Here is a 20006-nt window from a genome sequence, read left to right on the forward strand (position 1 = left end):
CTAAACGTAAATTTATGACTAGTGTGAGGGGTGTGAGTCTTCCACCTAATGTTTCCACGGTCGGTGAGCTGAAGGCCGCCGGCTACCAACACCGATCCTTGCGCCTTGAAATCCGCGACAACCTGCTGGATAAGCTGCGCAAGGGCGAGGATCCTTGGCCTGGTCTGCATGGTTTAGAACAGACGGTCATTCCCCAAGTTGAACGTGCGCTGATTGCTGGCCATGACATTGTTTTGCTCGGTGAGCGTGGTCAGGGCAAGACGCGCCTGCTGCGCTCCATGACTGCATTGTTGGACGAATGGGTTCCCATTGTTGCCGGTTCTGAGCTGCGCGAGGACCCTTTCGCACCGATTACGGACGCGACGCGTGAGCGTATTGAGCGCGAGGGCGATGACGTGGAGATCACCTGGATTCATCACGATGCCCGCTATGCGGAAAAGCTTGCTACACCTGATACTTCAGTTGCCGACCTCATTGGTGATATTGACCCGATGCGCGTGGCTGAGGGCCGTCGCCTTGGGGACCCGGAGACCATTCACTATGGCCTGATTCCGCGTTCTAACCGTGGCATTGTTGCGATTAATGAGCTGCCCGACTTGGCTGAGCGCATCCAGGTGTCCATGTTGAATGTGATGGAAGAGCGCGACGTTCAAATTCGTGGCTACATGCTGCGGCTGCCGTTGGATGTGCTGGTTGTGGCTTCTGCGAACCCGGAGGATTACACCAACCGTGGCCGCATTATCACCCCGCTCAAAGACCGCTTTGGTGCGGAGATTCGTACGCACTATCCGCTGGCGCTGGAAGATGAGATTGCCGTTATCCGCCAAGAAGCCCACCTGGTGGCGGAGGTGCCGGAAATTCTCCTGGAAATTCTGGCTCGATACACCCGTTCTTTGCGTGAGTCTTCTGCGGTGAACCAGCGCGCTGGTGTTTCTGCGCGTTTCGCGATTGCGGGTGCGGAGACCATCGCCGCGGCGGCGTTGCATCGCGCCAGCATTCGCGGCGAAGATGACGCCGTTGCCCGCCTGGTTGATGTTGAATCCGCAGTCGAGGTTTTGGGCGGCAAGATTGAATTTGAGTCCGGTGAAGAAGGCCGCGAGTGGGATATTTTGGACTACACGCTGCGTACTTCGACGGCGGAAACGCTACGCGCTACTTTGCGCACCTTGGACTTCAACCCGCTGATTGCAGCGCTTGATGGCAGCGTCACTATTTCCACTGGCGCGAGTGTCTCCGCCAAGGACTTCCTTGCCGGGCTGCCTGACTTGGGTGAAACCACGCTCTATGACGATATCGCGCAAGCCTTTGACGCGGATTCTGAAGGTGCTCGCGCCAACGCAATTGAGCTGGCTTTGGAGGGGTTGTTTTTGTCCCGCAAGATTGCCAAGGACTCTGGCGAAGGCGAAACCATTTACGGTTAAGGAGCACGACCTGCAATGACTCATCCGATTGGCCCGCGCGGCAGGAAGCGGAGCCGCTATGGCCGCTATTCTGGTGGCCCGGATCCGCTTGCCCCGCCGGTGGATCTGACTGATGCTTTGCGCGATATTGCCAATGACATCATGGCTGGATATTCGCCTGAGCAGGCATTGCGGGAGTACCTTCGACGCGGCGCTCAGGGCCAGGATGGTTTTGATGAGCTGGCGCGCAAGGCCGCGCAGCGCCGTAAAGAGTTGTTGGAGCGTAACAATCTCGGCGGCACGTTGCAGGAGGTTAAAGCACTGCTTGACGATGCCCTCCGGTTGGAGCGCGCGCAGCTCGCCCGCGATATTGATTTAGATGACACGGACCGTGCCTTCCGGGAGATGCAGTTAGAAAACCTTCCGGAATCCACCCCGGCTGCGGTTTCTGAGCTCAATAACTATGACTGGCAGTCCACGGATGCCCGCGAGAAGTTTGAGCGCATCCGTGACTTGTTGGGCCGGGAAATGCTGGACCAGCAGTTCGCTGGCATGAAGCAGGCGCTTGAAGGTGCTACTGAGGAAGATAAGGCAGCCGTTGCGGAAATGCTGCGTGACCTCAATGAACTACTGAGCAAGCACCGCGAAGGCATTGATACCCCTGCTGATTTTGCCAATTTTATGGCTAAACATGGCGAGCAGTTCCCGGAGAACCCGCGCGATATTAACGAGCTTATCGATATTCTCTCCCAGCGTTCTGCTGCCGCTCAGCGCATGCTGAATTCCATGTCTGAGGAGCAGCGCAATGTGTTGATGCAGCTTTCTTCACAGGCTTTCGGCTCCCAAGAACTTCAGGCACTCATGGGTGAACTCACGGGTAATCTGCGTGGGCTTCGTCCCGATCTGGATTGGTCTGGTTCTGAAGAATTCACTGGTGAAGAAGGCATGGGTTTGGGTGATGGCACTGGTGCCATGCAGAATTTGACGGAGCTTGACCGTCTGGCAGAACAACTTCGCCATGACCATACTGACTTGGATCTGGATGCGCTGCGCCGCCAGCTCGGTGATGACGCTGCGGTTTCTGCAGAGCTACTGGATAAGATTGACCGCGCGATGCGCGAGAGCGGCATGCTGCGACGCTCTGCTGATGGTTCTTTGAAACTTAGCCCGCAGGCCATGCGGCGATTGGGCAAGGCATTGTTGGACGATGCAACGGAGCAGCTATCCCCTCGCTCGGTTTCACGCGATTCCAGGTTGTCCGGCGCCAGCGGTGAGCAAACCGGTGCAACGCGTCCTTATGAATACGGCGATACCCAGCCGTGGGATGTCACACGCACCATCACTAACGCCATCCAAAGAACCGCCGGCACGGATGAGCCTGTCAAGCTCACGCCTAATGACATTGAGGTTGTGGAAACTGAGCAGCGCACCCAGAATGCTGTCGCGTTGTTGGTGGACACAAGCTATTCGATGGCCGCGGAAGGCCGCTGGGTTCCCATGAAGCAAACGGCTTTGGCGTTGCATCATCTGATCAGCACGCGTTTTCGCGGTGACGAATTGGCGCTGATCACCTTCGGCCGCACCGCCATGACCACGGATATTGAAGAGCTCACGGCACTGCCGCCGGTGCAGGAACAAGGCACGAACCTCCATCACGCGCTGCTGTTGGCTGAGCGTTTCTTCGCACGTCATCCTTCGATGCAGCCCACGCTCTTGGTGGTGACCGATGGTGAGCCCACCGCCTATTTGCAGCCCGATGGTCATGCGTGGTTTAACTGGCCTACGGACCAGCACACGATGTTCTCCACTGTTACGCAGCTGGACAAGGTAACCAAGCGCGGCACCCGCACCACCTTCTTCCGGCTGGGCCATAACGACGGTTTGCAGCATTTCCTCAATCAGCTAGCCGACCGGATTGGCGGCAAAGTGGTTGCACCGGACCTCGATGGGCTTGGTGCCGCTGTGGTGGATGAGTATCTCAACTACCGTTTCTAAAACCCGCCAGCGCCCAGAGAGACGCCTGTCACAATTTACTGGCATACTATGGATTAGTTTCTTCCACCTACTCACTCTTCTACAGTTCGACCGATCGATGACCTCGAATCAACCTTCCACCTAAGTGAGTCCCGAATGTCCCGTCCAGTTCATTTTGAAATCGAAGTTTCCAACGTTCCCCAGGCCAGCGAGTTTTATGCCGCCGCATTCGGCTGGACCTACGAGGATTATTCCGAGTACGCCGAACGCCCCTACTACGGTGTAGTCACTGGCCCTGAAGGCTCTCTTGGCATCAACGGCGCCATCATGCAGCGCGACGGCGGCGCCACCCCGGCCGGTACCGCACCAGCATCCGCGTCCAATGCAGCGGTGTTGACCATGGGCGTTGAAAGTTTTGACGCCACAGCAAAAAAGATTCTCGCCGCAGGCGGCACCGTGGTCAGAGAAAAGTACGCCCTTCCAGGCATGGCCTGGCAGGGCTATTTCTTGGACCTTGATGGCAATGTTTTTGGCATTCACGAACCCGATGAGAGCGCCAGCTAGAACCTTGGACACAGCGCAGCAGTCCACTTACCGCCTGGCAGCGGGATTCATCCTGCTGGCGATGGCGATTGCTTCCCCGATTGGTTTCCTCGTGGCATTGCCACAGAAACAATTCACGATCACTGCGTTCGTGGGGTTCGTTGTAGTACTCCTCGATATCTGCGTGGCGCTCCTGCTCATCCCCATCCTGCGCAGCGGCGGTACTGCGCTGGCCAATTGGGCATCGGTGTTAAGAATCTTCTATGCCACAGGTCTGTTCACCGTCACCATCTTGCTGGTGATTAGGCAAAACGGCGAGCTGTTTACCCAAGTGTGGGACTACAGTCTTGCCCTCTTTGGGTTTCTTCTGGTCGTTGCCGGCATAGCCATGTGCCGTTCCGCTGAATTGCCCACCATTATTGGCGTTTTGTTGCTCATCGCTGGAGCGGGCTATCCCTTCGACTCAGTGACCACCATGTTCAACGTTGAGACCGTGAGCTTGTCCGGGTTCACCTTCATCGGCGAAGTCGCCCTGCTTCTGTGGCTACTGTGGTCCGGATCCCGACTTCGGAAAGGCTCACGCACCACAAGTTCCTGATAACTAATTTGGGCATGGCTGACTGCCGATGTGTCGGTCTAGCCTCCAATATCGGCTGCCATCTCATACGCGGGAGTTCCGCTGTGTCTCTTAGGGCGCTTACATCCTTCGTGACCTGGACCGTGATGTTTTGTCATTTTTCACAACTTCGACGCCAAACCGAATACGCACGTCTGCACCAGAGCAACGCTCAAAATCTGTAGAGAATCACTCCGACACGTCACGCAATAGGCAACGTTATCCACAGGCGCTGCATTTCAGGGGCAGTTTACTGACCGCCACCATAGGTTTTGCCGGCGTGGTGTTGTTGCGCGAGCCAAATGAGGGCATCGGTAAGCGGACCGCGCAACGTCGTGCCCATGGCCATGCGTCGAACCATATCGGGCGCGGAGCTGGCGTCGGCAAGTGTGGAAATATCCGCCTCGCCCACCTTGTCGGCTGCGGCAACATAGTCCGCCAGGTGTTTTACTGGTGGGCTCAGGTTCTCCACGTGCAGTTCCTGCAGCGCACGCAATGCCATGCTGTAGGCGCGGGAATCCCGGCGAACATGCCACCCCATTTTGACGATCTCCGAATCCAGAAGTTCTTTGACCTCTTCGAATTCTTCATCGTCAGTGCTTCCTTCAGGGATTTCTCCTACCAATGCATTCTGGGTGCGGCCCATGGCTTCCATGACATTGCCGCCGCCATCAACAATCCGGAGAACCTCAGCGATTGTTGCCAGCGGCAGCTTGGCCACCTTCGACAAACTGCGCACCAAACGAATGCGCTCAACATGCTCATGGTCGTACAAGGCCTGGTTAGCGCTGGTCGCCTCACCCGGCGCTAATAGCCCTTCGCGCAGGTAGTACTTGATGGTCGGAACGCTGACCCCTGACTGCCGAGACAGCTCGGCCATGCGGAATCCCCCGCTACCTTGTGCCATATGAAATGCACTCCCTGCGCTCTTTGAATAGTTCACAATCCTTCTTGGTATGGACTACTGTAGTACACGAAATAACATGGATAGCCACACTATCCATAAGTGAAGTGTGTAGAAAGTGGGCACCATGAGCTGGATTGCTGTTCTAACCATCCTGGTCGCCGGGTTTTTCGGACCTGCAGAATTTGCATCGTTTGCCTTTGTCCACCCAGTGATCCGCAAGCTCGACCCCGATAACCAGCTGCTGTTTGAAAAAGGACTTCTCAAAACTTTTGGCCGCGTCATGCCCATCGGCATGACCTTAGGTGTCATCCTTGGCATTGCTTTAGCGATTGACCACACCAACTACTTCACAATCTCCGCCGCTATCGCTTTGGTGGTCGCATTGATTGTCACCATCTTCGGCAACGTTCCCATTAATGCGCAGACGGGACGTATTACGGAAACCACCGCAACTAAAGAGTTCATCACTATGCGCCGGCGGTGGGACAAATACCAACTTGTCCGCGGAAGTCTGCAGGTCATTGGCTTTGTTCTGGTAGTCCTCGGCGTAGCAATTAGCTAAGTATCTTTACTAGTCAGCACGGTTCGCCTTCACCGTAGCGCTGCATTAGAGTAAGTCACCGTCACTGCAGCAAAGATTGCAGTTTAAGATGGCAAAATCTCATTGACTTTATTGCCGCAACTTAATCCCACATCCCTTGGGGTCTGAACACTCGCAGGCCGTGTGTTTGTGTACATTCCTGCAGCATCATGCCTGCCCTACCTTGGAGCTTTGCTTGACCACGAAAGTTACTTCCCCCACCTCCGATACGAACCGCTACCGGCCAGAACCATCGGTGCTAACCGCACTGAGGACGCCACGGATTCTTCTCAAAGAAGCGCTCGCTGGTTTGGTGGTTGCCCTTGCGCTTATTCCAGAGGCAATTTCCTTTTCCATCATTGCTGGCGTGGATCCAAAGGTCGGGCTGTTTTCTTCCTTCATTATGGCTGTCACCATCGCCGTGGTGGGTGGGCGCCCAGCCATGATTTCTGCCGCCACAGGTGCGGTTGCCTTGGTGGTTGCGCCGGTGGTCCGTGAGTACGGGATGGACTATTTCATCGCAACGGTGTTGCTCGCCGGCATACTGCAGATTGTGCTCGCGGTCTGTGGCGTTGCGAAACTCATGCGGTTTATCCCCCGCAGCGTCATGGTGGGCTTTGTAAATTCCTTGGCCATCCTCATCTTTATGGCGCAGCTCCCGGAGCTTTTCAACGTCCCGTGGGCGGTCTACCCGCTCTTTGCTCTAGGCCTTGTCATTTTGGTCTTCTTTCCTAAACTCACCAAGGCTGTTCCAGCACCTCTGGTTTCCATTGTGGTGGTCACTGCCATCGTGGTGGTCTTCGCTATCAGCGTTCCTACCGTCGGCGATAAGGGTGAATTACCACGCAGCCTGCCGGAGTTGTTTATTCCGAATGTGCCTTTGAATTTAGAAACCCTTAGTATTATCGCGCCTTATGCCCTAGCGATGGCACTAGTGGGGCTCATGGAGTCTCTGATGACGGCCAAGCTGGTGGATGAAGTTACTGATACTCATTCCAACAAAACCCGTGAAAGCTGGGGTCAAGGTATCGCCAACATTGCTTCCGGCATGTTTGGTGGCATGGGCGGTTGCGCCATGATCGGGCAGACCATGATTAACGTCAAGGTCTCCGGTGCCCGCACCCGAATTTCCACTTTCTTGGCTGGCACCTTCCTGCTCATCCTCATGGTGGCATTGGGTGACCTAGTTGCCGTCATCCCGATGGCCGCCCTGGTCGCTGTCATGGTGATGGTTTCTGTGGGCACCTTTGACTGGCATTCCATCAAGCCATCAACGCTCAAGCGCATGCCGAAGAGCGAGACCGCCATCATGCTCATCACCGTGGCCGTGGTTGTGGCAACCTCCAACCTCGCCATCGGCGTTGTAGTTGGTGTCTTCGCTGCATCGGTCATGTTCGTGCGCCGCGTGGCTCACCTCATCAACGTCCGCCGTGAACTCAAGGTCGACAATGGCGTGGAAGCCGCGCATTACACCGTGGAAGGCCAACTGCTTTTCGCATCCAGCAATGACTTGACCACCATGTTTGAGTACACCGCCGACCCCGAGCACATCATCATTGATCTGAGCAAGTCCCATATTTGGGATGCATCGACAGTAGCTGCACTCGACGCCATTGAAACCAAGTACGCGCAGCACGGAAAACGCGTTGAATTTATCGGCATGAACGAATTCACCACCGCGTTCCACTCGCGCCTGACTGGCGAATTGGGAGCTTCCTAAAGCCCCTTCGTTTGGGGGCCAGTGGTGACTGTGAAAATCTTTGGATCCTTTAAGCCCCTAAGCGCGATATAAGCCACTGCAGGGAGCGCAATCAGCGGAAGCAGCGCGTATTCCAAGCCGACCATGTCTGCGAGCGCACCAATCAGAGGCGTCGCAATTCCGCCGACAGTTACCGCCAAACCCAAGGTCACGCCACTGGCGGTGCTCATGTGCTGTGGTAGATAGTCTTGCCCCAGGGTCACCTGTAGCGAGAATGGCACGTACAAGGTCAGCGCGACAATGACGATAAATATCCAGTTAATCGGCCCCGGAATGAGGAACATGCCGGCAAGCAGCGGAATGGACAAAAGATAGGACCAACGCAGGATGGCGGTGCGTTGCCATCGCTTAGCAAGGTGCCCACCGACAGCGGTGCCAAAAGCGCCCATGATGTAGAAGATAAACAGGGATGCATTAGCCAGGTTTTCCGGTACCCCGCGGTATTCGTGCATGAACAGCACGATGAATGTGCCAATGCCCACAAAGACAATCGAGTCGCAAATAATGGCAATCGACATGCGTCCAAAGGACACCCAGTCATCACGGCGGTCCTAGGTAACGTTGCCTTTCTTCGCCGGCTTCGCCGCACCATATCGGTTGAGTACTAACACCGCCGCGGTGCCGATCAGCGCAGGGATGACGAGAAGCGGCGTTGCTCCAAGGCCAAAAATGCCCTTGGTGATCGCCACAATCACAGGTCCCAGTGCGAAGCCGAAGTTGCCGCAGCTCACCTCACGGGCGCGGCTAGCACTCGCTGGTTGGAGGGCCGCAACGCCGATGCCAACGCAGCTACTGAACAATAAGTACTCACCGAGCCAATCGATGCAATACCAATGCCGGATACCGTCACGCTGACTGGAATGAGCCAGAACATGTGCCTTTTTTCGCCCATGATGCCAAGTACCGGCTGGATGATGGAGGATGCCAAAGAGTAGGTAAGCATGATGCCCGCGGCACCGGCGTAGGAATAGCCTCCCTGCAAAGCCAGAAACGGCATTAACGCGGCAATCGCGCCTTGAGAGAAATCCACCGTTGTGTGCCCGTAGGCAATCAATCTGGTTGCCCGGCGCGGTCGAGCCCATAGGCTTTATCCGCCATGCCACTAAAGGCCCGGATGTCGGCTTCCTCCGTAATCCGCCGCAGCTGCACGCCCTCGGGCAATGCCTCGTCCGTCGCGGGCAATCTTGTCTCCCCCACCATGATTGACGTGGTGTCTTCTGTCTCGAAGCCTTCCCGCAACGAGCGCCTCATGAAGGCTCAGCGCAAGATCATGCGCGCGGTTTCCACCGCACGGTCCTAATGCCGGCTTTCGCCTCAAAGAATGCCTTGACACCAGCAATTAGGCGCCGTATCGCTTCCGCGTCCGCTCCATTTAGGTCCTTATAGGTAACCACCCCGCGGGACTCCGTGTATTCCACCAGGCGCAACGGCCCCTGACATGTCTCGTTAACCGCACCGGTAAATTCGGGCACTAGGCCCGGCTGCTCATCATAGATGCGAAGCAATTCGAAAGCATCGGAAGTCATGGCTCAGGGCACCCAGAGCCGCGGTGCTAAGTTCTTGCCGTTTCGACAGCAATGGCGCGGGGTTGGGTGTGCTTGGACAAAGGCCTACCCCCGCTAGAGCCCGAGCTCTGCCAGCAATGCGCGCACGCGTGCATCGATGTCATCGCGGATGAGCCGCATGCGTTCCATGCCGTCAATCCTGCGATCCGTTGGCTCGTCGGTAATCCAGCGCTCTATGGTGCCGTGGGCATCGGCAGGCAGCTCAAGCTGTGCGTCTTTACCAAGGAGAATTGTCCGGTCAACGCCTCGAAGTAGGTCTGTGTCGATGCCTTTCGGTTGCTCTTGGGACATATCTGCGCCTACTTCCGCGATTGCTTCAACAGACATGGCATTGAGCTTCGCTCCCGGTTTCGTGCCTGCGGAATGAATCTCAAGCTTGTCGCCGGCGTGAAGTGCGGTCAACGCAGCGGCCATCTGGGACTTGCCTCCATTGCCGACGCAGACAAAAAGGACTTTCGGGATGCTGCTCATGATTGGATGGTCTCCTTGTTCGAGTTGGTTGGGACGGTTGAATCAGCGGGAAAGATTTTTGGGCCTATCCGCAGCATGACATAGACCAGGGCCACGAGCACCGGTACTTCAATGAGTGGACCAATGGTGCCGGCTAGGGCTTGGCCAGAGGTTGCGCCAAAGGTGGCGATGGAGACAGCAATAGCGAGTTCAAAATTATTACCAGCAGCAGTAAAAGACACAGATGCTGACTGGGCGTAATTCATCCCCGAGGCGCGTGACACAAACAGGGCGATGAAGAACATTCCGATGAAATAGAGCAACAACGGCACCGCCATGCGCGCAATGGTCAACGGTTGAGAAGTGATCTGCTCGCCTTGCAGGGAGAAGAGCAGCACAATGGTGTACAGCAAACCAATAAGTGACAATGGCGAAATCGCCGGAAGGAACTTCTCCTCATACCAACCTCGGCCTTTGATCTTCTCACCGACGGTGCGCGTGAACAGGCCTGCTAGCAGCGGAATCCCCAGGAATACGAGCACTGAGGTCACAATTGCCCAGAAGGAAAAGTCAACCGATGTAGTTTGCAATCCCAACCACGATGGAAGCAGTTGCAAATAGAACCAGCCGAGCACGCCAAACATGAAAACTTGGAACACCGAATTGATGGCAACCAGGACCGCGGTGGCCTCACGGTCAGCGCATGACAAATCGGACCACACCAAAACCATCGCGATACAGCGCGCCAAACCAACAATGATGAGCCCCGTGCGCAGTTCCGGCTGGCCGGCGAGGAAAATCCACGCAAGCGTAAACATGACTGCCGGGCCAACAATCCAGTTCAAAATGAGCGATACTGCCATGAGCCGTTTATCCGCAGCGGGTCAAGTCCGACGGAGTGGTGTTTCTGCCTTTCGTTGAAACAAGCAGTGTGATGGCCTCAGGGACCGGCACGTGCTTGGTGCTGTGACTGGTTCATGCGACTTCCTTGGTGGTGGTGTCGGCGTCGATGACGTTGGCGGTGATCATTGCTTTGGTTTGCTCAAGGCTTGTCAGTGACATGTAGCGGTTTTGCTGAATCCAGTCATCATGCTGTTCTGCCAACACCGCACCAACAAGGCGCACAACAGCGTCACGATTCGGGAAGATACCGACAACATCTGTGCGTCGCCGGATTTCACGATTAAGCCGTTCAGTAGGGTTATTCGACCAGACTTTCTTCCACACCGACTTCGGGGTATTGGTAAACGCTAGGAGCTCGTCGAAGGCTTCTTCCAGGTAGTCGGCCACGTGTGGGAACTTCTGCTCGCAAAATGTCACGACCTCTTTGGCTTGGGACCACACCGATTCTGAGTCTGGTTGTTGGAAGATCGTGTGAAACATCGCCGATAATGTCGGCCATTGAGTCTTGGGCACCATCGCTGAGAGGTTCTTGGCGAAATGGGTTCTGCAGCGTTGCCATGAGGCGTTCGGTAACACGTCACTGATCGCGTGCTGGATACCTAAGTGAGCATCACTGGTTACCAAATAGACCTCATTAAGCCCGCGGGCTTTTAAGTCACGGAAGAACCCGGTCCATGACGATGCTGATTCCGATGTAGCGACCTGCATGCCTAGTAGCTCGCGGTAGCCTTCAGCATTAACCCCGGTAGCAAGTAGTACGGAGGTTTTAACCACTCGTCCGCCTTCACGGACTTTCATGGTTAACGCGTCACATGAGACATACAAGTATGGGCCGGTATCTAGTGGCCTGGTGCGAAAATCTTCGACCATGCAATCAAGATCTTTCGCCATCTCAGAGACCTGGGATTTTGAGAGATTATTGATACCTAGACTAGCGACAAGATCGTTCATCCTGCGAGTGGATACGCCCTTCAAGTAGCAGGTGGCTATCACGGTGGTGAGTGCTCGTTCGGCCCGGGTTCGTCGTTCCAGGAGCCAGTCCGGGAAGAACGATCCAGTGCGTAGCTTAGGTACTGCAACATCGATGGTACCCACGCGAGTATCTAGGTCGCGGTGGCGGTAGCCGTTGCGGACATTGGTGCGAGACTCAGACGTGGTGGCGTAATCGGCGCCGCAGACTTGGTCAGCTTGGGTCGAGAGGATTTGGTTAATGAAACCTTGAAGCATCTCGCGCATCAGATCTGGGGATGCTTGAGCGAGCAATTCGTCCAAGTAGGTAGTTGGGTCGATAGAATGAGGACTAGCGGCCATCGTGGTTATCCCTTTCGAGGAGATGTAGGAGTTAATTCGAAAGGTACTGCGGTGGTCGCCCACATCGTTCATAGGGTCCTCACCAACAGTTACAGATACACCACGCTACGGGACACGACCTCCGCAGCGATTTTCGCGGTCTTGTCATAGCGCACCTTTGCCAACGGCGGGTACATCATCACCAATATCCCAAGTGCAATGGGAATCGAAATACCGCCGACTTCCATGGAGCTTAGGAATTCTCCCAATCCCGGGATTACTCGCCCGAGCGCCAGCCCGAGAGCCATCGCAACAAGGATCCAAACACCCAGATATCGATCTATAAAAGACATTCCACCGTGCCGGAGACCGCTTGTGTTCGGCATCTCTGCGTGCTTGTCTACTTCCACGGGCCAATTCTCCCAACACATCATATTGACAGTTATCAATGTGAAGAGTACTTCCCATATCGACGTCGGTCAATATATGCTGTTGGAATGACTGTCCCCCAATTCCTGCCGCTGGCAAGTCTTGATGATTGCTGCTCACTAGGCTCCGGCCCCTTAAGCGCAGACGAGTCCGTGCGTTACGCGACCCTATTCAAGGTCTTGTCCGAGCCAGCACGGCTGCAAATTCTCTCCCGCCTCGCCGCCGATGGCTGCGGCCCGGTCTCCGTCAACGACATCACAGAGAGCATCGGCCTAAGCCAGCCCACGGTTTCCCACCACTTGCGCAAGTTGACCGAGGCTGGCCTCCTAGAACGCGCGCAACAGGGCCGCACGGTGATTCACTCCATTCGGCCTGAGCTCTTCGCGGAGCTCCGCACCGTTTTGCAGATGGAATAACTAGCCCCAAGCGCAAGACGGACAACGGTGCACAATGTTGGGGCAGAGAAAACATCTTTAAGTAACGGGCTCCACATGCACGGAACACTCCTGACCGCCTAGATCCACCCCGGCGCGATCTTTGACCTCATACTTCTACTGGACGAAGCCGCCGAAGCCCGCAGAGGCCGTGGACCAGCGACGTGCCACTAAAAACATACTGACGCTTTAGCGCGGCGACGATTCACAACTAGTTTTCGTCGGCAGGCCTGTGATGGATATCTAGGATACTCTGCCAGCGAATCTGGAAGTTTTCTGAAAAACTATCTTCATGGAGAATCTTTCCCTAGATGAAATAGATATGGCGAAGGTTGTAGCTTCCCGCACCCCTGTCGACGTGAAACTAGCTAGCGACGTAAAGTCCATCTTCGAGCAAATGCTGGGAGATGGAAAGTCCGTCATCAATCCGGACATAAAGATTTGGACAGCCTCAGTCGCGGAAGATCTTGGTGCCAGAGTTGAACAAAATCCAATAGTTGGCACCGAGCTTAACCAGTGGGAAAAACTAAGCCTCCAACTTGCTGACGCTCCCGATGAAGTCTTACTCTTGGCAGCAGAGCTTGTGTTTCTTCGTGAACAACCCATCCGAAACTCACGGCCCGAAACCCGCAAAGAACATATTCAACTCGTCCTTAATTTGCTGGCAATGACGGTTGAATTGCCGCAGTTTATGCAGGACTGCCTTTCTCGACCTTCTGGCCAAGGGGGTTTTAGAAGTGGTCAGGGGTACAACGGTCAAATGTGGAAGCATCTCATTTGGTGCACCAAATTCATCGAGCACATCGCTGCAATGTCCGACGGTGAACGCCAAACCCTGCAAAATGATCCGTGGGCACTTCAAAATGCAATGCTCTCTTCCGGGACGGATACACCAGATATTCGCAATGCGCTGCAATTCCTCATGCGCCCGGACTATTTTGAAGTCATTTCATCGGTCAATACCAAAGCCCGAATTCGAGAAGCACTAGCGCCACAAATTGGGGATGTATCTGGGCCAGAACCTCAAGACGTTGACAAAGACCTTCTTCGCATCCGCGCGTTGTTCGCGGAGGAGATTCAAGGCCCATTCAGTTTTTGGTCTCCAGGAGTGATCGAGCGCTGGCAACCTGAACAGCCTAAAAGCTCGAAACTAAGCGCAACACCAACCGAACCCGCTGCGGCAGCTGATGTTGCTGAACCTCGTCAGCGTCATTACTGGGTATACGCCCCTGGCGAAAAGGCCTCCAAATGGGAAGAGTTCTCCGATGGCGGGATTATGGCAATCGGTTGGGATGAACTAGGAGATTTCGCGCAGTATAAGAGCCAAAAAGAGATTCGAATTCGGCTCGCCAATGGGGATTCTAATTCACAACCAACAAATTCATCGAAGGCAGTGTGGGATTTTCAAAATGAAATGGAAGTCGGTGACATCGTCTACGCCAAGAACGGCCAATCCACCATTGTTGGGCGTGGAACTGTCACCTCCGCTCCTCGCTTTGCAGACGATAGAGACTCATTTCAGCATGTTCGTGAGGTTGCTTGGGACTATGTTGATCAGTGGGACAGCGAGTTCAAGCTCCCACTCAAGACGCTGACTGATGTTACTCAAAAGCTTGATCTCATTGAACGGCTCGAGGCTCTGGTTACCGGAGAGCTCGAAACAGACGTCAATGCGCTTTCCAAGCAAATTCCTACATACGGCCGTGCTGATTTCTTGAAGGAAGTCTTCCTCGAGGAATCCAAGTATGACCGACTGTGTGCGCTACTTAAGCGAAAGAAGAATGTCATTCTTGCAGGTCCTCCCGGTGTCGGCAAAACCTTCACGGCGAAGCGACTCGCGTACTCAGTCATGGGTGAGGAAGATTCTGATCGCGTCAAGATGGTTCAGTTCCACCAAAGCTACTCCTATGAAGATTTTATGATGGGTTACCGCCCAACTGAGTCCGGCGGGTTCACCCTCGCCGAGGGACATTTCTACCGCTTCTGCACGATGGCAAAAGATGATCCTGAAAGGGACTATTTCTTCATCATCGATGAGATTAACCGCGGCAATATCTCAAAGATCTTCGGTGAACTGCTCATGCTCATTGAAGGAGATAAGCGTGGTCTGCAAATCATGCTTCAGTACAAAAATGAGAAATTCTTTGTGCCTAATAACCTACACATCATTGGAATGATGAACACGGCGGACCGTAGCCTTGCAGTTTTGGACTATGCGCTGCGCCGAAGGTTCGGATTCTTCAACCTGGCGCCCGGGTTCGACACTGATGGATTCAAGCGCCTGCAGGCAGAGTTTGGTGACCAACGGCTTGATTCTTTGGTGGGTGTTCTCGGCGATCTCAATCGCTCTATCATCGAGGACCCCGGTCTGGGTGCTGGATTCGCGGTCGGTCATAGCTACCTGACACCGCCGCGTAATTTTGCAGCCTCAAGTCAGGACGTCGGCGCATGGCTCACCTCTGTCGTTGAAGATGAACTGGTTCCGCTGATTGACGAGTATTGGTTCGATGAGCCCAACACTGCTGATCGGTGGGCGGAGAGACTGCGAAGTGCACTGGTATGAGCCAAAGCCCAATCTTGATTCGGAATGTCTACGTGATGCTCGCGTACGCTTTCCGAAGCATCAACAGCGAGCTGGCTCAAAAGGTCAGCTCCGAAGAGTTCGAGCACCTGCATGATTTACTCGCTGAGATTCTCATTCAAGGAGTAAATAGCCAAGTAAAGCGTGGACTCTACCGTGACTATTTGGCTCGCTCTGAAGAGCTTCCATCCGTCCGCGGACAAATCGATTTTGGGCAAACTCTTTCTCAAAGCTCCCGTACTCACGGCCGCGTTGTTTGTTCCTTCGATGAGTACCTGCCCGATGTTCCACACAACCAAGTACTCAAATCAGTCATTACGCTCCTAATTAAAAGGGGCGAAGTTGGAAAACTACGCGCTAAAGCACTGCGCAGACTCCTGCCCTATTTGGAAGAAGTCACGTCGATTTCGCCATCAACTATCCGTTGGCGCGACCTGCAATTTCATCGCGCCAACGCTAGTTACCGCCTGCTACTTGGAGTCTGTGAACTCATCGTTCACGGATTGCTTCCAACCGAGAGCGAAGGCGAATCAAAGCTGGATTCTTGGTTCGCTGAAGAAGCCATGAGCACGTTGTTTGAACGATTCTTGCGCGAATACTTTGCCTTCCACCATCCCGAGCTTTCGCCCGCAGCGCCGCACGTGAAATGGGACTTTGACGATGCCTTCGCAACGGGCGTGGACCAGCTCCCCGCTATGAAAACGGATCTGACGCTTCGGACCACATCGCACACTCTCATCATCGATGCCAAGTACTACGGGAACTCGCTTCAAACTTCCCGGTTTGGAGGAAAAGGAACCGTTCATTCTGGAAACCTCTACCAAATTCTGACTTATGTCAAGAACCAGGATGTAGAGCAGTCAGGCAGCGTAAGTGGACTATTGCTCTATGCCCAGACCGCGGCAGAGGTACAACCCGACCTAGACATAATCATTCAAGGTAATCGAATCGGAGCGCAGGCCCTGAACTTGAATGCTGAATGGAACTATTTAATCCAACAATTAGAAAAACTGACTGAATGGCTGTCCGAGTAGACAGGAAATGCTCCTTGCCCGCCTCAACCTCTAATCCACCTGCTGAACAGATCACAGCCACTCAACTGCCCAATAGTGGATTGGCTAGGCTAAGCTTCCTTTTGTGAAAAAATCTATTTTCTATCTGCCTGCCATCCTTGCCACCGCTTCCCTAGCCATCATTAGCTGCTCTTCCTCCCCGGAGGATTCTGCGGAGTCATCCGCGGAATCTGCCTCAGCCAATGCTGACCAGTCAACGTCATCTGGCGATGCTCGTACTGTCAATACCGTTCTCGGTGAAGTTACGGTTCCGGCCGACATTGACTCCGTGGTGGTTCTCGAGGGCCGCCGAGACTTGGACATCGTTCTATCTCTTGGACTCCCTCTCACCGGAATGCCTTACGAGGAAGCCGGGTCACTGGACTTGGAATCACCTCTCGCCGATGAGCTGGCCGAAGCTAAGGAATCGGGCGCTGAAGAACTATTCCTCGCAGATGAAATCAATGTAGAATCCATCGCCGCGGCTAAACCGGATTTGATCATCAGCCGCGTGGATGACGTGGAGCCAATCCAGGACAAGCTTGAGGCAATCGCCCCGGTCTTGGCTATTGGAGATCAGAGCACCAGCACGTGGCAAGAGGACCTCCAGCTCGTCGCAGAGGCAACCGGGACCGAAGAGCGCGCAGCAGAGCTTATCGATGACTACGAAAGCCAGGTGGCCGAGCTGTCCGAAGAATACGCTGATGTCCTCGCTGAAAATTCATTTGTTCCACTCAGCTACAACGAGGAACAGATTGAAACCCGCCCGAACCGTTTGCTCTCTACTATTCTCCGCGACTTGGGAGCGAAGTCTTCCGATGCATTCCAGGCTGCCATTGATGGCGAAGAAGTCGCGTACAGCCCGGAGCAAACCCTGGAGGGATTCGAAGACGCCGATGGCATTATCGCGCTAGTCAACGACCCACAGGTGTGGGAAGATGTCCAAAATGACGCCTTGTTCAACAAGCTTCCGGCGGTACAAAACGGGCACATCGTGCGCTCTGACAAGCAAACCCATGAAGGTGGGCCGCTGACAGCAACGCACTCGCTAAAAGTCATCGAAGAATTGCTCAAGACCTTCTAATCTGGTGCTACCGCCAAGTTAGCAAGGAGCTTGAGATGTGAACCCCACCGCGTTGATGGTTGGCACGGACTTGCCATCGACCCGCGTTCGCAGGCCATTCCAGGATGAGGACTTCGCTCTCATTAAGGAAACCCTCACCCCAGAGGCAGTTGAGTCAGTGTTCTGGGAGAACGCGGCTAAATTCTACCTTGGGCACAGTTAATTGCCGGCACTGCAACATTCATCCTCACAACACTTGTCAGTGAGCTCTCCCGTCAAAACTGAAACGGGCGTTGCACAGCAGGCATCCCCCTTCCAGGCTTCCATGCCTTCGCGCACCGCAAATACTGCGATGAATAGCGCGGCTATCGAATCTGCCCAAGCCCAGCCGAACAGGCTGTTGAACAGCAAACCGACCAACAATGCCGCGGATAAATAGGTGCAAATAAGCGTCTGTTTTGAATCCGCGACCGCAGTCGAGGAGCCAAGCTCACGTCCGGTTCGACGCTCAAACCAGCTAAGGAATGGCATTACGGCCAGGCTCAACGCTGCAATAGCAATGCCAACTGGTGAATGCTCCGGGTCACGCAATCCAGCTAAAGACAGCACCGCATCGACAGAAACATAGGCAGCCAGCGCAAAGAAGGACACTGCAATGACGCGCAGTGCTACCCGTTCTCGGCTTTCAGGATTGGGTGAGGCAAACTGCCAAGCCACCGCAGCAGCAGAGAGCACTTCCACGATAGAGTCGAGACCGAACCCAATGAGTGCTGCTGATGAAGCAGCACTGCCAGCAATGAGTGCCGCTACTGCTTCAATGACATTCCACGTAATGGTGATGGCAACAACGATTCGAATGCGGCGGCGCAAGACATCCGTGCGCTCCGGGCTGAGCAATGCCGAGGTCATTATTCCTCCCCATTTCCACAACACCCTGGCACCGTGCACTGCGGATCCATGCACGGCACGCTTTCATCAACTGCCAAGGTGACCTCAATCAAAGACTTCAATGAAGCCGTGATGTGTGGGTCTGCAATCTCATACCGTGTCTGCCGGCCCTCAGGCTCAGCAACAACGATGCCGCAACCCCGCAAACAAGAAAAGTGATTGGAAACATTCGTGCGGCTTAGCTCAAGTTCTCGCGCCAGCTTGGCCGGGTACCCCGGCGCATCGAGAAGCGAAAGCAATATTCGCGAGCGAGTCGGATCCGCCATCGCGCGCCCGAGCCGGTTCATCACATCCAATTTCGAAGCTATAGTCAGCATACACTGACCATACAGCGACTGCTGACCAATTAGCTAGGACTAGAAATAATAATTTTCAGGTACTTTCTCAAGTTCACTCGCCATTGCCTCAACCAGCCGCAAATACGCCCTTATCCACAGCATGTCGATGTACTCGGTGGCCTGTGCTGCATTGGCGTCTCGAGTTCCTATGAACTATCTGTCATCCCATCGCGCGGGCAAGAATCGCCTGGTACACCGGAATTTCATCGCCCTTGAAGTCATGCCCGACAAATGAGGGGTGTGCGAGGGATGCAACGGAAAGCTCTTGCCCTGGAACACCCCCTTGACAAACTATTAGCTGGTCGTCTTCCGGCGCCATGTCTAGCAGCCTGGCTGTGATTTTATAGTCCGTTAGGCGCTTGGCATGCTCGCCGTGGGGGCCAACGATAACAACACCTGCCCTTTTGATCGCATCTCCAATTTCAGTTTCCCAATACGCTCCCGACACGCGCAGGTCATCTGGGGGTCAAGATGCTCCTATAGTGTGTCAAGCGCTTGGATGCGCCTAGCTCGTGGCTTATTTCACCTCAGCGTATCGGATTAGCCGCGGTCGGTGATTTTGTAGACCTCACCCTGCTGGTCGTAGGTGATCCACTCGCCTACCGCTTCGCCGGCGTTGAAGTGTCCGGAGCGTTTAAGGGTGCCGTCCAAGCGGTACCACTCCCAGTAACCAACTGGCTGGCCGTCTTCGACTTTGCCTTTGGACCAGCGAGTTTTGCCGTTCGCGTGGTACTTGATGGTGTAGCCATCAATGATTTCGGTTTTCTTCTCAGCAGCCATGGTCTTGCCTCCCTGTGCAGATTCTAGAGACTGTCATAATACTCATCGGTGACTAGCTCGAGTCCCTCGTGGCTCACGTCGTCGCCCGGGGTGGTGAATGTGAGATGTGAGAACCACGATTCAGCCTTCGCGCCATGCCAGTGCTTCGTTCCAGCAGGAACCCGGATGGCCGAGCCTGGTTCCAGACTGATGGGCTCCTCACCTTCTGCCTGGTACCATCCCGAACCGGCAGTACACAGCAGAATCTGGTCGCCGCCGCCATTGCTGCCGTGGTGAACATGCCAGTTGATGCGACTGCCCGGTTCAAAGGTGACGTTTTTGACGGGCACGGCGCCATCGGTAAGCATTGCGAAATAGCTTTGCCCGGTAAAGTGGCTGCTCAATTCCTCATCGG

At 54.7% G+C, this 20006-nt stretch carries 23 protein-coding genes and 3 pseudogenes; 12 read left to right on the forward strand and 14 right to left on the reverse strand.

Translation table 11 applies throughout. The features are described from left to right. Positions 1-14: 14 nt before the first annotated feature. The 4 genes from CCASEI_RS09265 (at position 15) to CCASEI_RS14455 (ending at position 4515) form a co-directional block, all read left to right on the forward strand. Complete coding sequence (locus CCASEI_RS09265) at positions 15-1421, forward strand: ATP-binding protein (RefSeq protein WP_050808108.1); 1407 nt, start codon at positions 15-17, stop codon at positions 1419-1421. A 15-nt stretch (positions 1422-1436) separates the two neighbouring features. After that, positions 1437-3395, forward strand: a complete 1959-nt coding sequence (locus tag CCASEI_RS09270) for a VWA domain-containing protein (protein ID WP_025387798.1) — start codon at positions 1437-1439, stop codon at positions 3393-3395. Between the two features lie 135 nt (positions 3396-3530). After that, positions 3531-3938, forward strand: a complete 408-nt coding sequence (locus CCASEI_RS09275) for a VOC family protein (RefSeq protein WP_006822845.1) — start codon at positions 3531-3533, stop codon at positions 3936-3938. After that, the gene (locus CCASEI_RS14455) at positions 3922-4515 is read left to right on the forward strand and encodes a DUF4386 family protein (protein WP_051461204.1); all 594 of its coding nucleotides are present in this window, start codon (positions 3922-3924) and stop codon (positions 4513-4515) included. The genes CCASEI_RS09275 and CCASEI_RS14455 overlap by 17 nt, the downstream gene beginning before the upstream one ends. Before the next feature lie 268 nt (positions 4516-4783). On the opposite strand, the gene CCASEI_RS09285 is transcribed toward CCASEI_RS14455, so the two are convergent. Further along, positions 4784-5440 (reverse strand): MerR family transcriptional regulator, encoded by a 657-nt coding sequence (locus CCASEI_RS09285; RefSeq protein WP_038574614.1) that lies wholly within the window; start codon positions 5438-5440, stop codon positions 4784-4786. A 124-nt stretch (positions 5441-5564) separates the two neighbouring features. On the opposite strand from CCASEI_RS09285, the gene CCASEI_RS09290 reads away from it, so the two are divergent. Both CCASEI_RS09290 and CCASEI_RS09295 read left to right on the forward strand, forming a co-directional pair. Continuing rightward, positions 5565-6002 carry a DUF1772 domain-containing protein gene (locus CCASEI_RS09290; RefSeq protein ID WP_006822843.1) on the forward strand — a complete coding sequence of 146 codons (438 nt, stop codon included), beginning with the start codon at positions 5565-5567 and terminating at the stop codon, positions 6000-6002. 214 nt (positions 6003-6216) lie between these two features. Continuing rightward, positions 6217-7740 carry a SulP family inorganic anion transporter gene (locus CCASEI_RS09295; RefSeq protein ID WP_025387801.1) on the forward strand — a complete coding sequence of 508 codons (1524 nt, stop codon included), beginning with the start codon at positions 6217-6219 and terminating at the stop codon, positions 7738-7740. Here the strand turns inward: CCASEI_RS09295 and CCASEI_RS14460 are convergent. From CCASEI_RS14460 to CCASEI_RS14470, 3 genes are read right to left on the reverse strand one after another with little or no spacing between them, the layout of a single operon-like run. Continuing rightward, positions 7737-8297 (reverse strand): MFS transporter, encoded by a 561-nt coding sequence (locus CCASEI_RS14460; RefSeq protein ID WP_139017170.1) that lies wholly within the window; start codon positions 8295-8297, stop codon positions 7737-7739. The two genes, CCASEI_RS09295 and CCASEI_RS14460, sit on opposite strands and share 4 nt — an antisense overlap. Before the next feature lie 33 nt (positions 8298-8330). Continuing rightward, positions 8331-8468, reverse strand: a complete 138-nt coding sequence (locus CCASEI_RS14465) for a hypothetical protein (protein ID WP_155894832.1) — start codon at positions 8466-8468, stop codon at positions 8331-8333. Positions 8469-8506: 38 nt separating this feature from the next. Continuing rightward, a complete protein-coding gene (locus CCASEI_RS14470) occupies positions 8507-8809 on the reverse strand; it encodes an MFS transporter (RefSeq protein ID WP_155894833.1) in 303 nt (100 codons plus the stop codon). A 66-nt stretch (positions 8810-8875) separates the two neighbouring features. On the opposite strand from CCASEI_RS14470, the gene CCASEI_RS15055 reads away from it, so the two are divergent. Beyond that, on the forward strand, positions 8876-9079 hold the full coding sequence (locus CCASEI_RS15055; RefSeq protein ID WP_139017168.1) for a hypothetical protein: 204 nt from the start codon (positions 8876-8878) through the stop codon (positions 9077-9079). Here CCASEI_RS15055 and CCASEI_RS14480 read toward each other — a convergent pair. The 5 genes and pseudogenes from CCASEI_RS14480 to CCASEI_RS09325 form a co-directional block, all read right to left on the reverse strand. After that, the gene (locus CCASEI_RS14480; protein WP_025387803.1) at positions 9048-9305 is read right to left on the reverse strand and encodes a hypothetical protein; all 258 of its coding nucleotides are present in this window, start codon (positions 9303-9305) and stop codon (positions 9048-9050) included. The two genes, CCASEI_RS15055 and CCASEI_RS14480, sit on opposite strands and share 32 nt — an antisense overlap. Before the next feature lie 93 nt (positions 9306-9398). Further along, entirely contained in the window at positions 9399-9815 is a 417-nt protein-coding gene (locus CCASEI_RS09310; protein WP_025387804.1) for an arsenate-mycothiol transferase ArsC, read from the reverse strand. Further along, positions 9812-10675: pseudogene (gene arsB / locus CCASEI_RS09315) on the reverse strand (ACR3 family arsenite efflux transporter); the annotation flags it as partial. The gene CCASEI_RS09310 and the pseudogene arsB, both read right to left, overlap by 4 nt. 94 nt (positions 10676-10769) lie before the next feature. Then, a complete protein-coding gene (locus CCASEI_RS09320; protein WP_025387805.1) occupies positions 10770-12008 on the reverse strand; it encodes an IS256 family transposase in 1239 nt (412 codons plus the stop codon). A gap of 119 nt (positions 12009-12127) precedes the next feature. Further along, positions 12128-12340 (reverse strand): annotated as a pseudogene (locus tag CCASEI_RS09325) (arsenic resistance protein); the annotation flags it as partial. A 144-nt stretch (positions 12341-12484) separates the two neighbouring features. Between CCASEI_RS09325 and CCASEI_RS09330 the strand changes: the two are divergent. From CCASEI_RS09330 to CCASEI_RS14780, 5 genes and pseudogenes are all read left to right on the forward strand, one after another. Continuing rightward, positions 12485-12832: an ArsR/SmtB family transcription factor gene (locus CCASEI_RS09330; protein WP_025387807.1), complete on the forward strand. Its 348-nt coding sequence runs from the start codon at positions 12485-12487 to the stop codon at positions 12830-12832. Between the two features lie 310 nt (positions 12833-13142). Then, positions 13143-15413, forward strand: coding sequence for an AAA family ATPase (locus CCASEI_RS15060; protein ID WP_155894834.1), 2271 nt, complete (start codon positions 13143-13145; stop codon positions 15411-15413). Beyond that, positions 15410-16465, forward strand: coding sequence for a 5-methylcytosine-specific restriction endonuclease system specificity protein McrC (gene mcrC / locus CCASEI_RS09340; RefSeq protein ID WP_025387809.1), 1056 nt, complete (start codon positions 15410-15412; stop codon positions 16463-16465). Before CCASEI_RS15060 ends, mcrC begins: the two co-directional genes overlap by 4 nt. Positions 16466-16568: 103 nt before the next feature. After that, positions 16569-17567, forward strand: a complete 999-nt coding sequence (locus CCASEI_RS09345; protein WP_006822836.1) for an ABC transporter substrate-binding protein — start codon at positions 16569-16571, stop codon at positions 17565-17567. Positions 17568-17604: 37 nt separating this feature from the next. Continuing rightward, positions 17605-17769, forward strand: a pseudogene (locus CCASEI_RS14780) (amidohydrolase family protein); the annotation flags it as partial. Here the strand turns inward: CCASEI_RS14780 and CCASEI_RS09350 are convergent. From CCASEI_RS09350 to CCASEI_RS09370, 5 genes are all read right to left on the reverse strand, one after another. Then, the gene (locus CCASEI_RS09350; protein ID WP_006822835.1) at positions 17766-18455 is read right to left on the reverse strand and encodes a cation diffusion facilitator family transporter; all 690 of its coding nucleotides are present in this window, start codon (positions 18453-18455) and stop codon (positions 17766-17768) included. The pseudogene CCASEI_RS14780 and the gene CCASEI_RS09350 sit on opposite strands and share 4 nt — an antisense overlap. Then, positions 18455-18811, reverse strand: coding sequence for a Cd(II)/Pb(II)-sensing metalloregulatory transcriptional regulator CmtR (gene cmtR / locus CCASEI_RS09355; RefSeq protein ID WP_025387810.1), 357 nt, complete (start codon positions 18809-18811; stop codon positions 18455-18457). Before cmtR ends, CCASEI_RS09350 begins: the two co-directional genes overlap by 1 nt. A gap of 181 nt (positions 18812-18992) precedes the next feature. Then, entirely contained in the window at positions 18993-19151 is a 159-nt protein-coding gene (locus CCASEI_RS15065) for a hypothetical protein (protein ID WP_155894835.1), read from the reverse strand. 221 nt (positions 19152-19372) lie between these two features. Continuing rightward, positions 19373-19612: a toxin-antitoxin system YwqK family antitoxin gene (locus CCASEI_RS09365; RefSeq protein ID WP_025387812.1), complete on the reverse strand. Its 240-nt coding sequence runs from the start codon at positions 19610-19612 to the stop codon at positions 19373-19375. Between the two features lie 23 nt (positions 19613-19635). Further along, entirely contained in the window at positions 19636-19959 is a 324-nt protein-coding gene (locus CCASEI_RS09370; protein ID WP_196776653.1) for a cupin domain-containing protein, read from the reverse strand. Positions 19960-20006 lie beyond the last annotated feature (47 nt).

The organism is Corynebacterium casei LMG S-19264 (assembly GCF_000550785.1).
Taxonomy (GTDB): domain Bacteria; phylum Actinomycetota; class Actinomycetes; order Mycobacteriales; family Mycobacteriaceae; genus Corynebacterium; species Corynebacterium casei.

Coding starts and splice junctions, on each gene's coding strand:
- CCASEI_RS09265 (WP_050808108.1), top strand. CDS start 15: ATGACTAGTGTGAGGGGTGTGAGTCTTCCACCTAATGTTTCCACGGTC.
- CCASEI_RS09270 (WP_025387798.1), top strand. CDS start 1,437: ATGACTCATCCGATTGGCCCGCGCGGCAGGAAGCGGAGCCGCTATGGC.
- CCASEI_RS09275 (WP_006822845.1), top strand. CDS start 3,531: ATGTCCCGTCCAGTTCATTTTGAAATCGAAGTTTCCAACGTTCCCCAG.
- CCASEI_RS14455 (WP_051461204.1), top strand. CDS start 3,922: ATGAGAGCGCCAGCTAGAACCTTGGACACAGCGCAGCAGTCCACTTAC.
- CCASEI_RS09285 (WP_038574614.1), bottom strand. CDS start 5,440: ATGGCACAAGGTAGCGGGGGATTCCGCATGGCCGAGCTGTCTCGGCAG.
- CCASEI_RS09290 (WP_006822843.1), top strand. CDS start 5,565: ATGAGCTGGATTGCTGTTCTAACCATCCTGGTCGCCGGGTTTTTCGGA.
- CCASEI_RS14460 (WP_139017170.1), bottom strand. CDS start 8,297: ATGTCGATTGCCATTATTTGCGACTCGATTGTCTTTGTGGGCATTGGC.
- CCASEI_RS15055 (WP_139017168.1), top strand. CDS start 8,876: ATGCCACTAAAGGCCCGGATGTCGGCTTCCTCCGTAATCCGCCGCAGC.
- CCASEI_RS14480 (WP_025387803.1), bottom strand. CDS start 9,305: ATGACTTCCGATGCTTTCGAATTGCTTCGCATCTATGATGAGCAGCCG.
- CCASEI_RS09310 (WP_025387804.1), bottom strand. CDS start 9,815: ATGAGCAGCATCCCGAAAGTCCTTTTTGTCTGCGTCGGCAATGGAGGC.
- CCASEI_RS09320 (WP_025387805.1), bottom strand. CDS start 12,008: ATGGCCGCTAGTCCTCATTCTATCGACCCAACTACCTACTTGGACGAA.
- CCASEI_RS09330 (WP_025387807.1), top strand. CDS start 12,485: ATGACTGTCCCCCAATTCCTGCCGCTGGCAAGTCTTGATGATTGCTGC.
- CCASEI_RS15060 (WP_155894834.1), top strand. CDS start 13,143: ATGGAGAATCTTTCCCTAGATGAAATAGATATGGCGAAGGTTGTAGCT.
- mcrC (WP_025387809.1), top strand. CDS start 15,410: ATGAGCCAAAGCCCAATCTTGATTCGGAATGTCTACGTGATGCTCGCG.
- CCASEI_RS09350 (WP_006822835.1), bottom strand. CDS start 18,455: ATGACCTCGGCATTGCTCAGCCCGGAGCGCACGGATGTCTTGCGCCGC.
- cmtR (WP_025387810.1), bottom strand. CDS start 18,811: ATGCTGACTATAGCTTCGAAATTGGATGTGATGAACCGGCTCGGGCGC.
- CCASEI_RS15065 (WP_155894835.1), bottom strand. CDS start 19,151: ATGGCGCCGGAAGACGACCAGCTAATAGTTTGTCAAGGGGGTGTTCCA.
- CCASEI_RS09365 (WP_025387812.1), bottom strand. CDS start 19,612: ATGGCTGCTGAGAAGAAAACCGAAATCATTGATGGCTACACCATCAAG.
- CCASEI_RS09370 (WP_196776653.1), bottom strand. CDS start 19,959: ATGCTTACCGATGGCGCCGTGCCCGTCAAAAACGTCACCTTTGAACCG.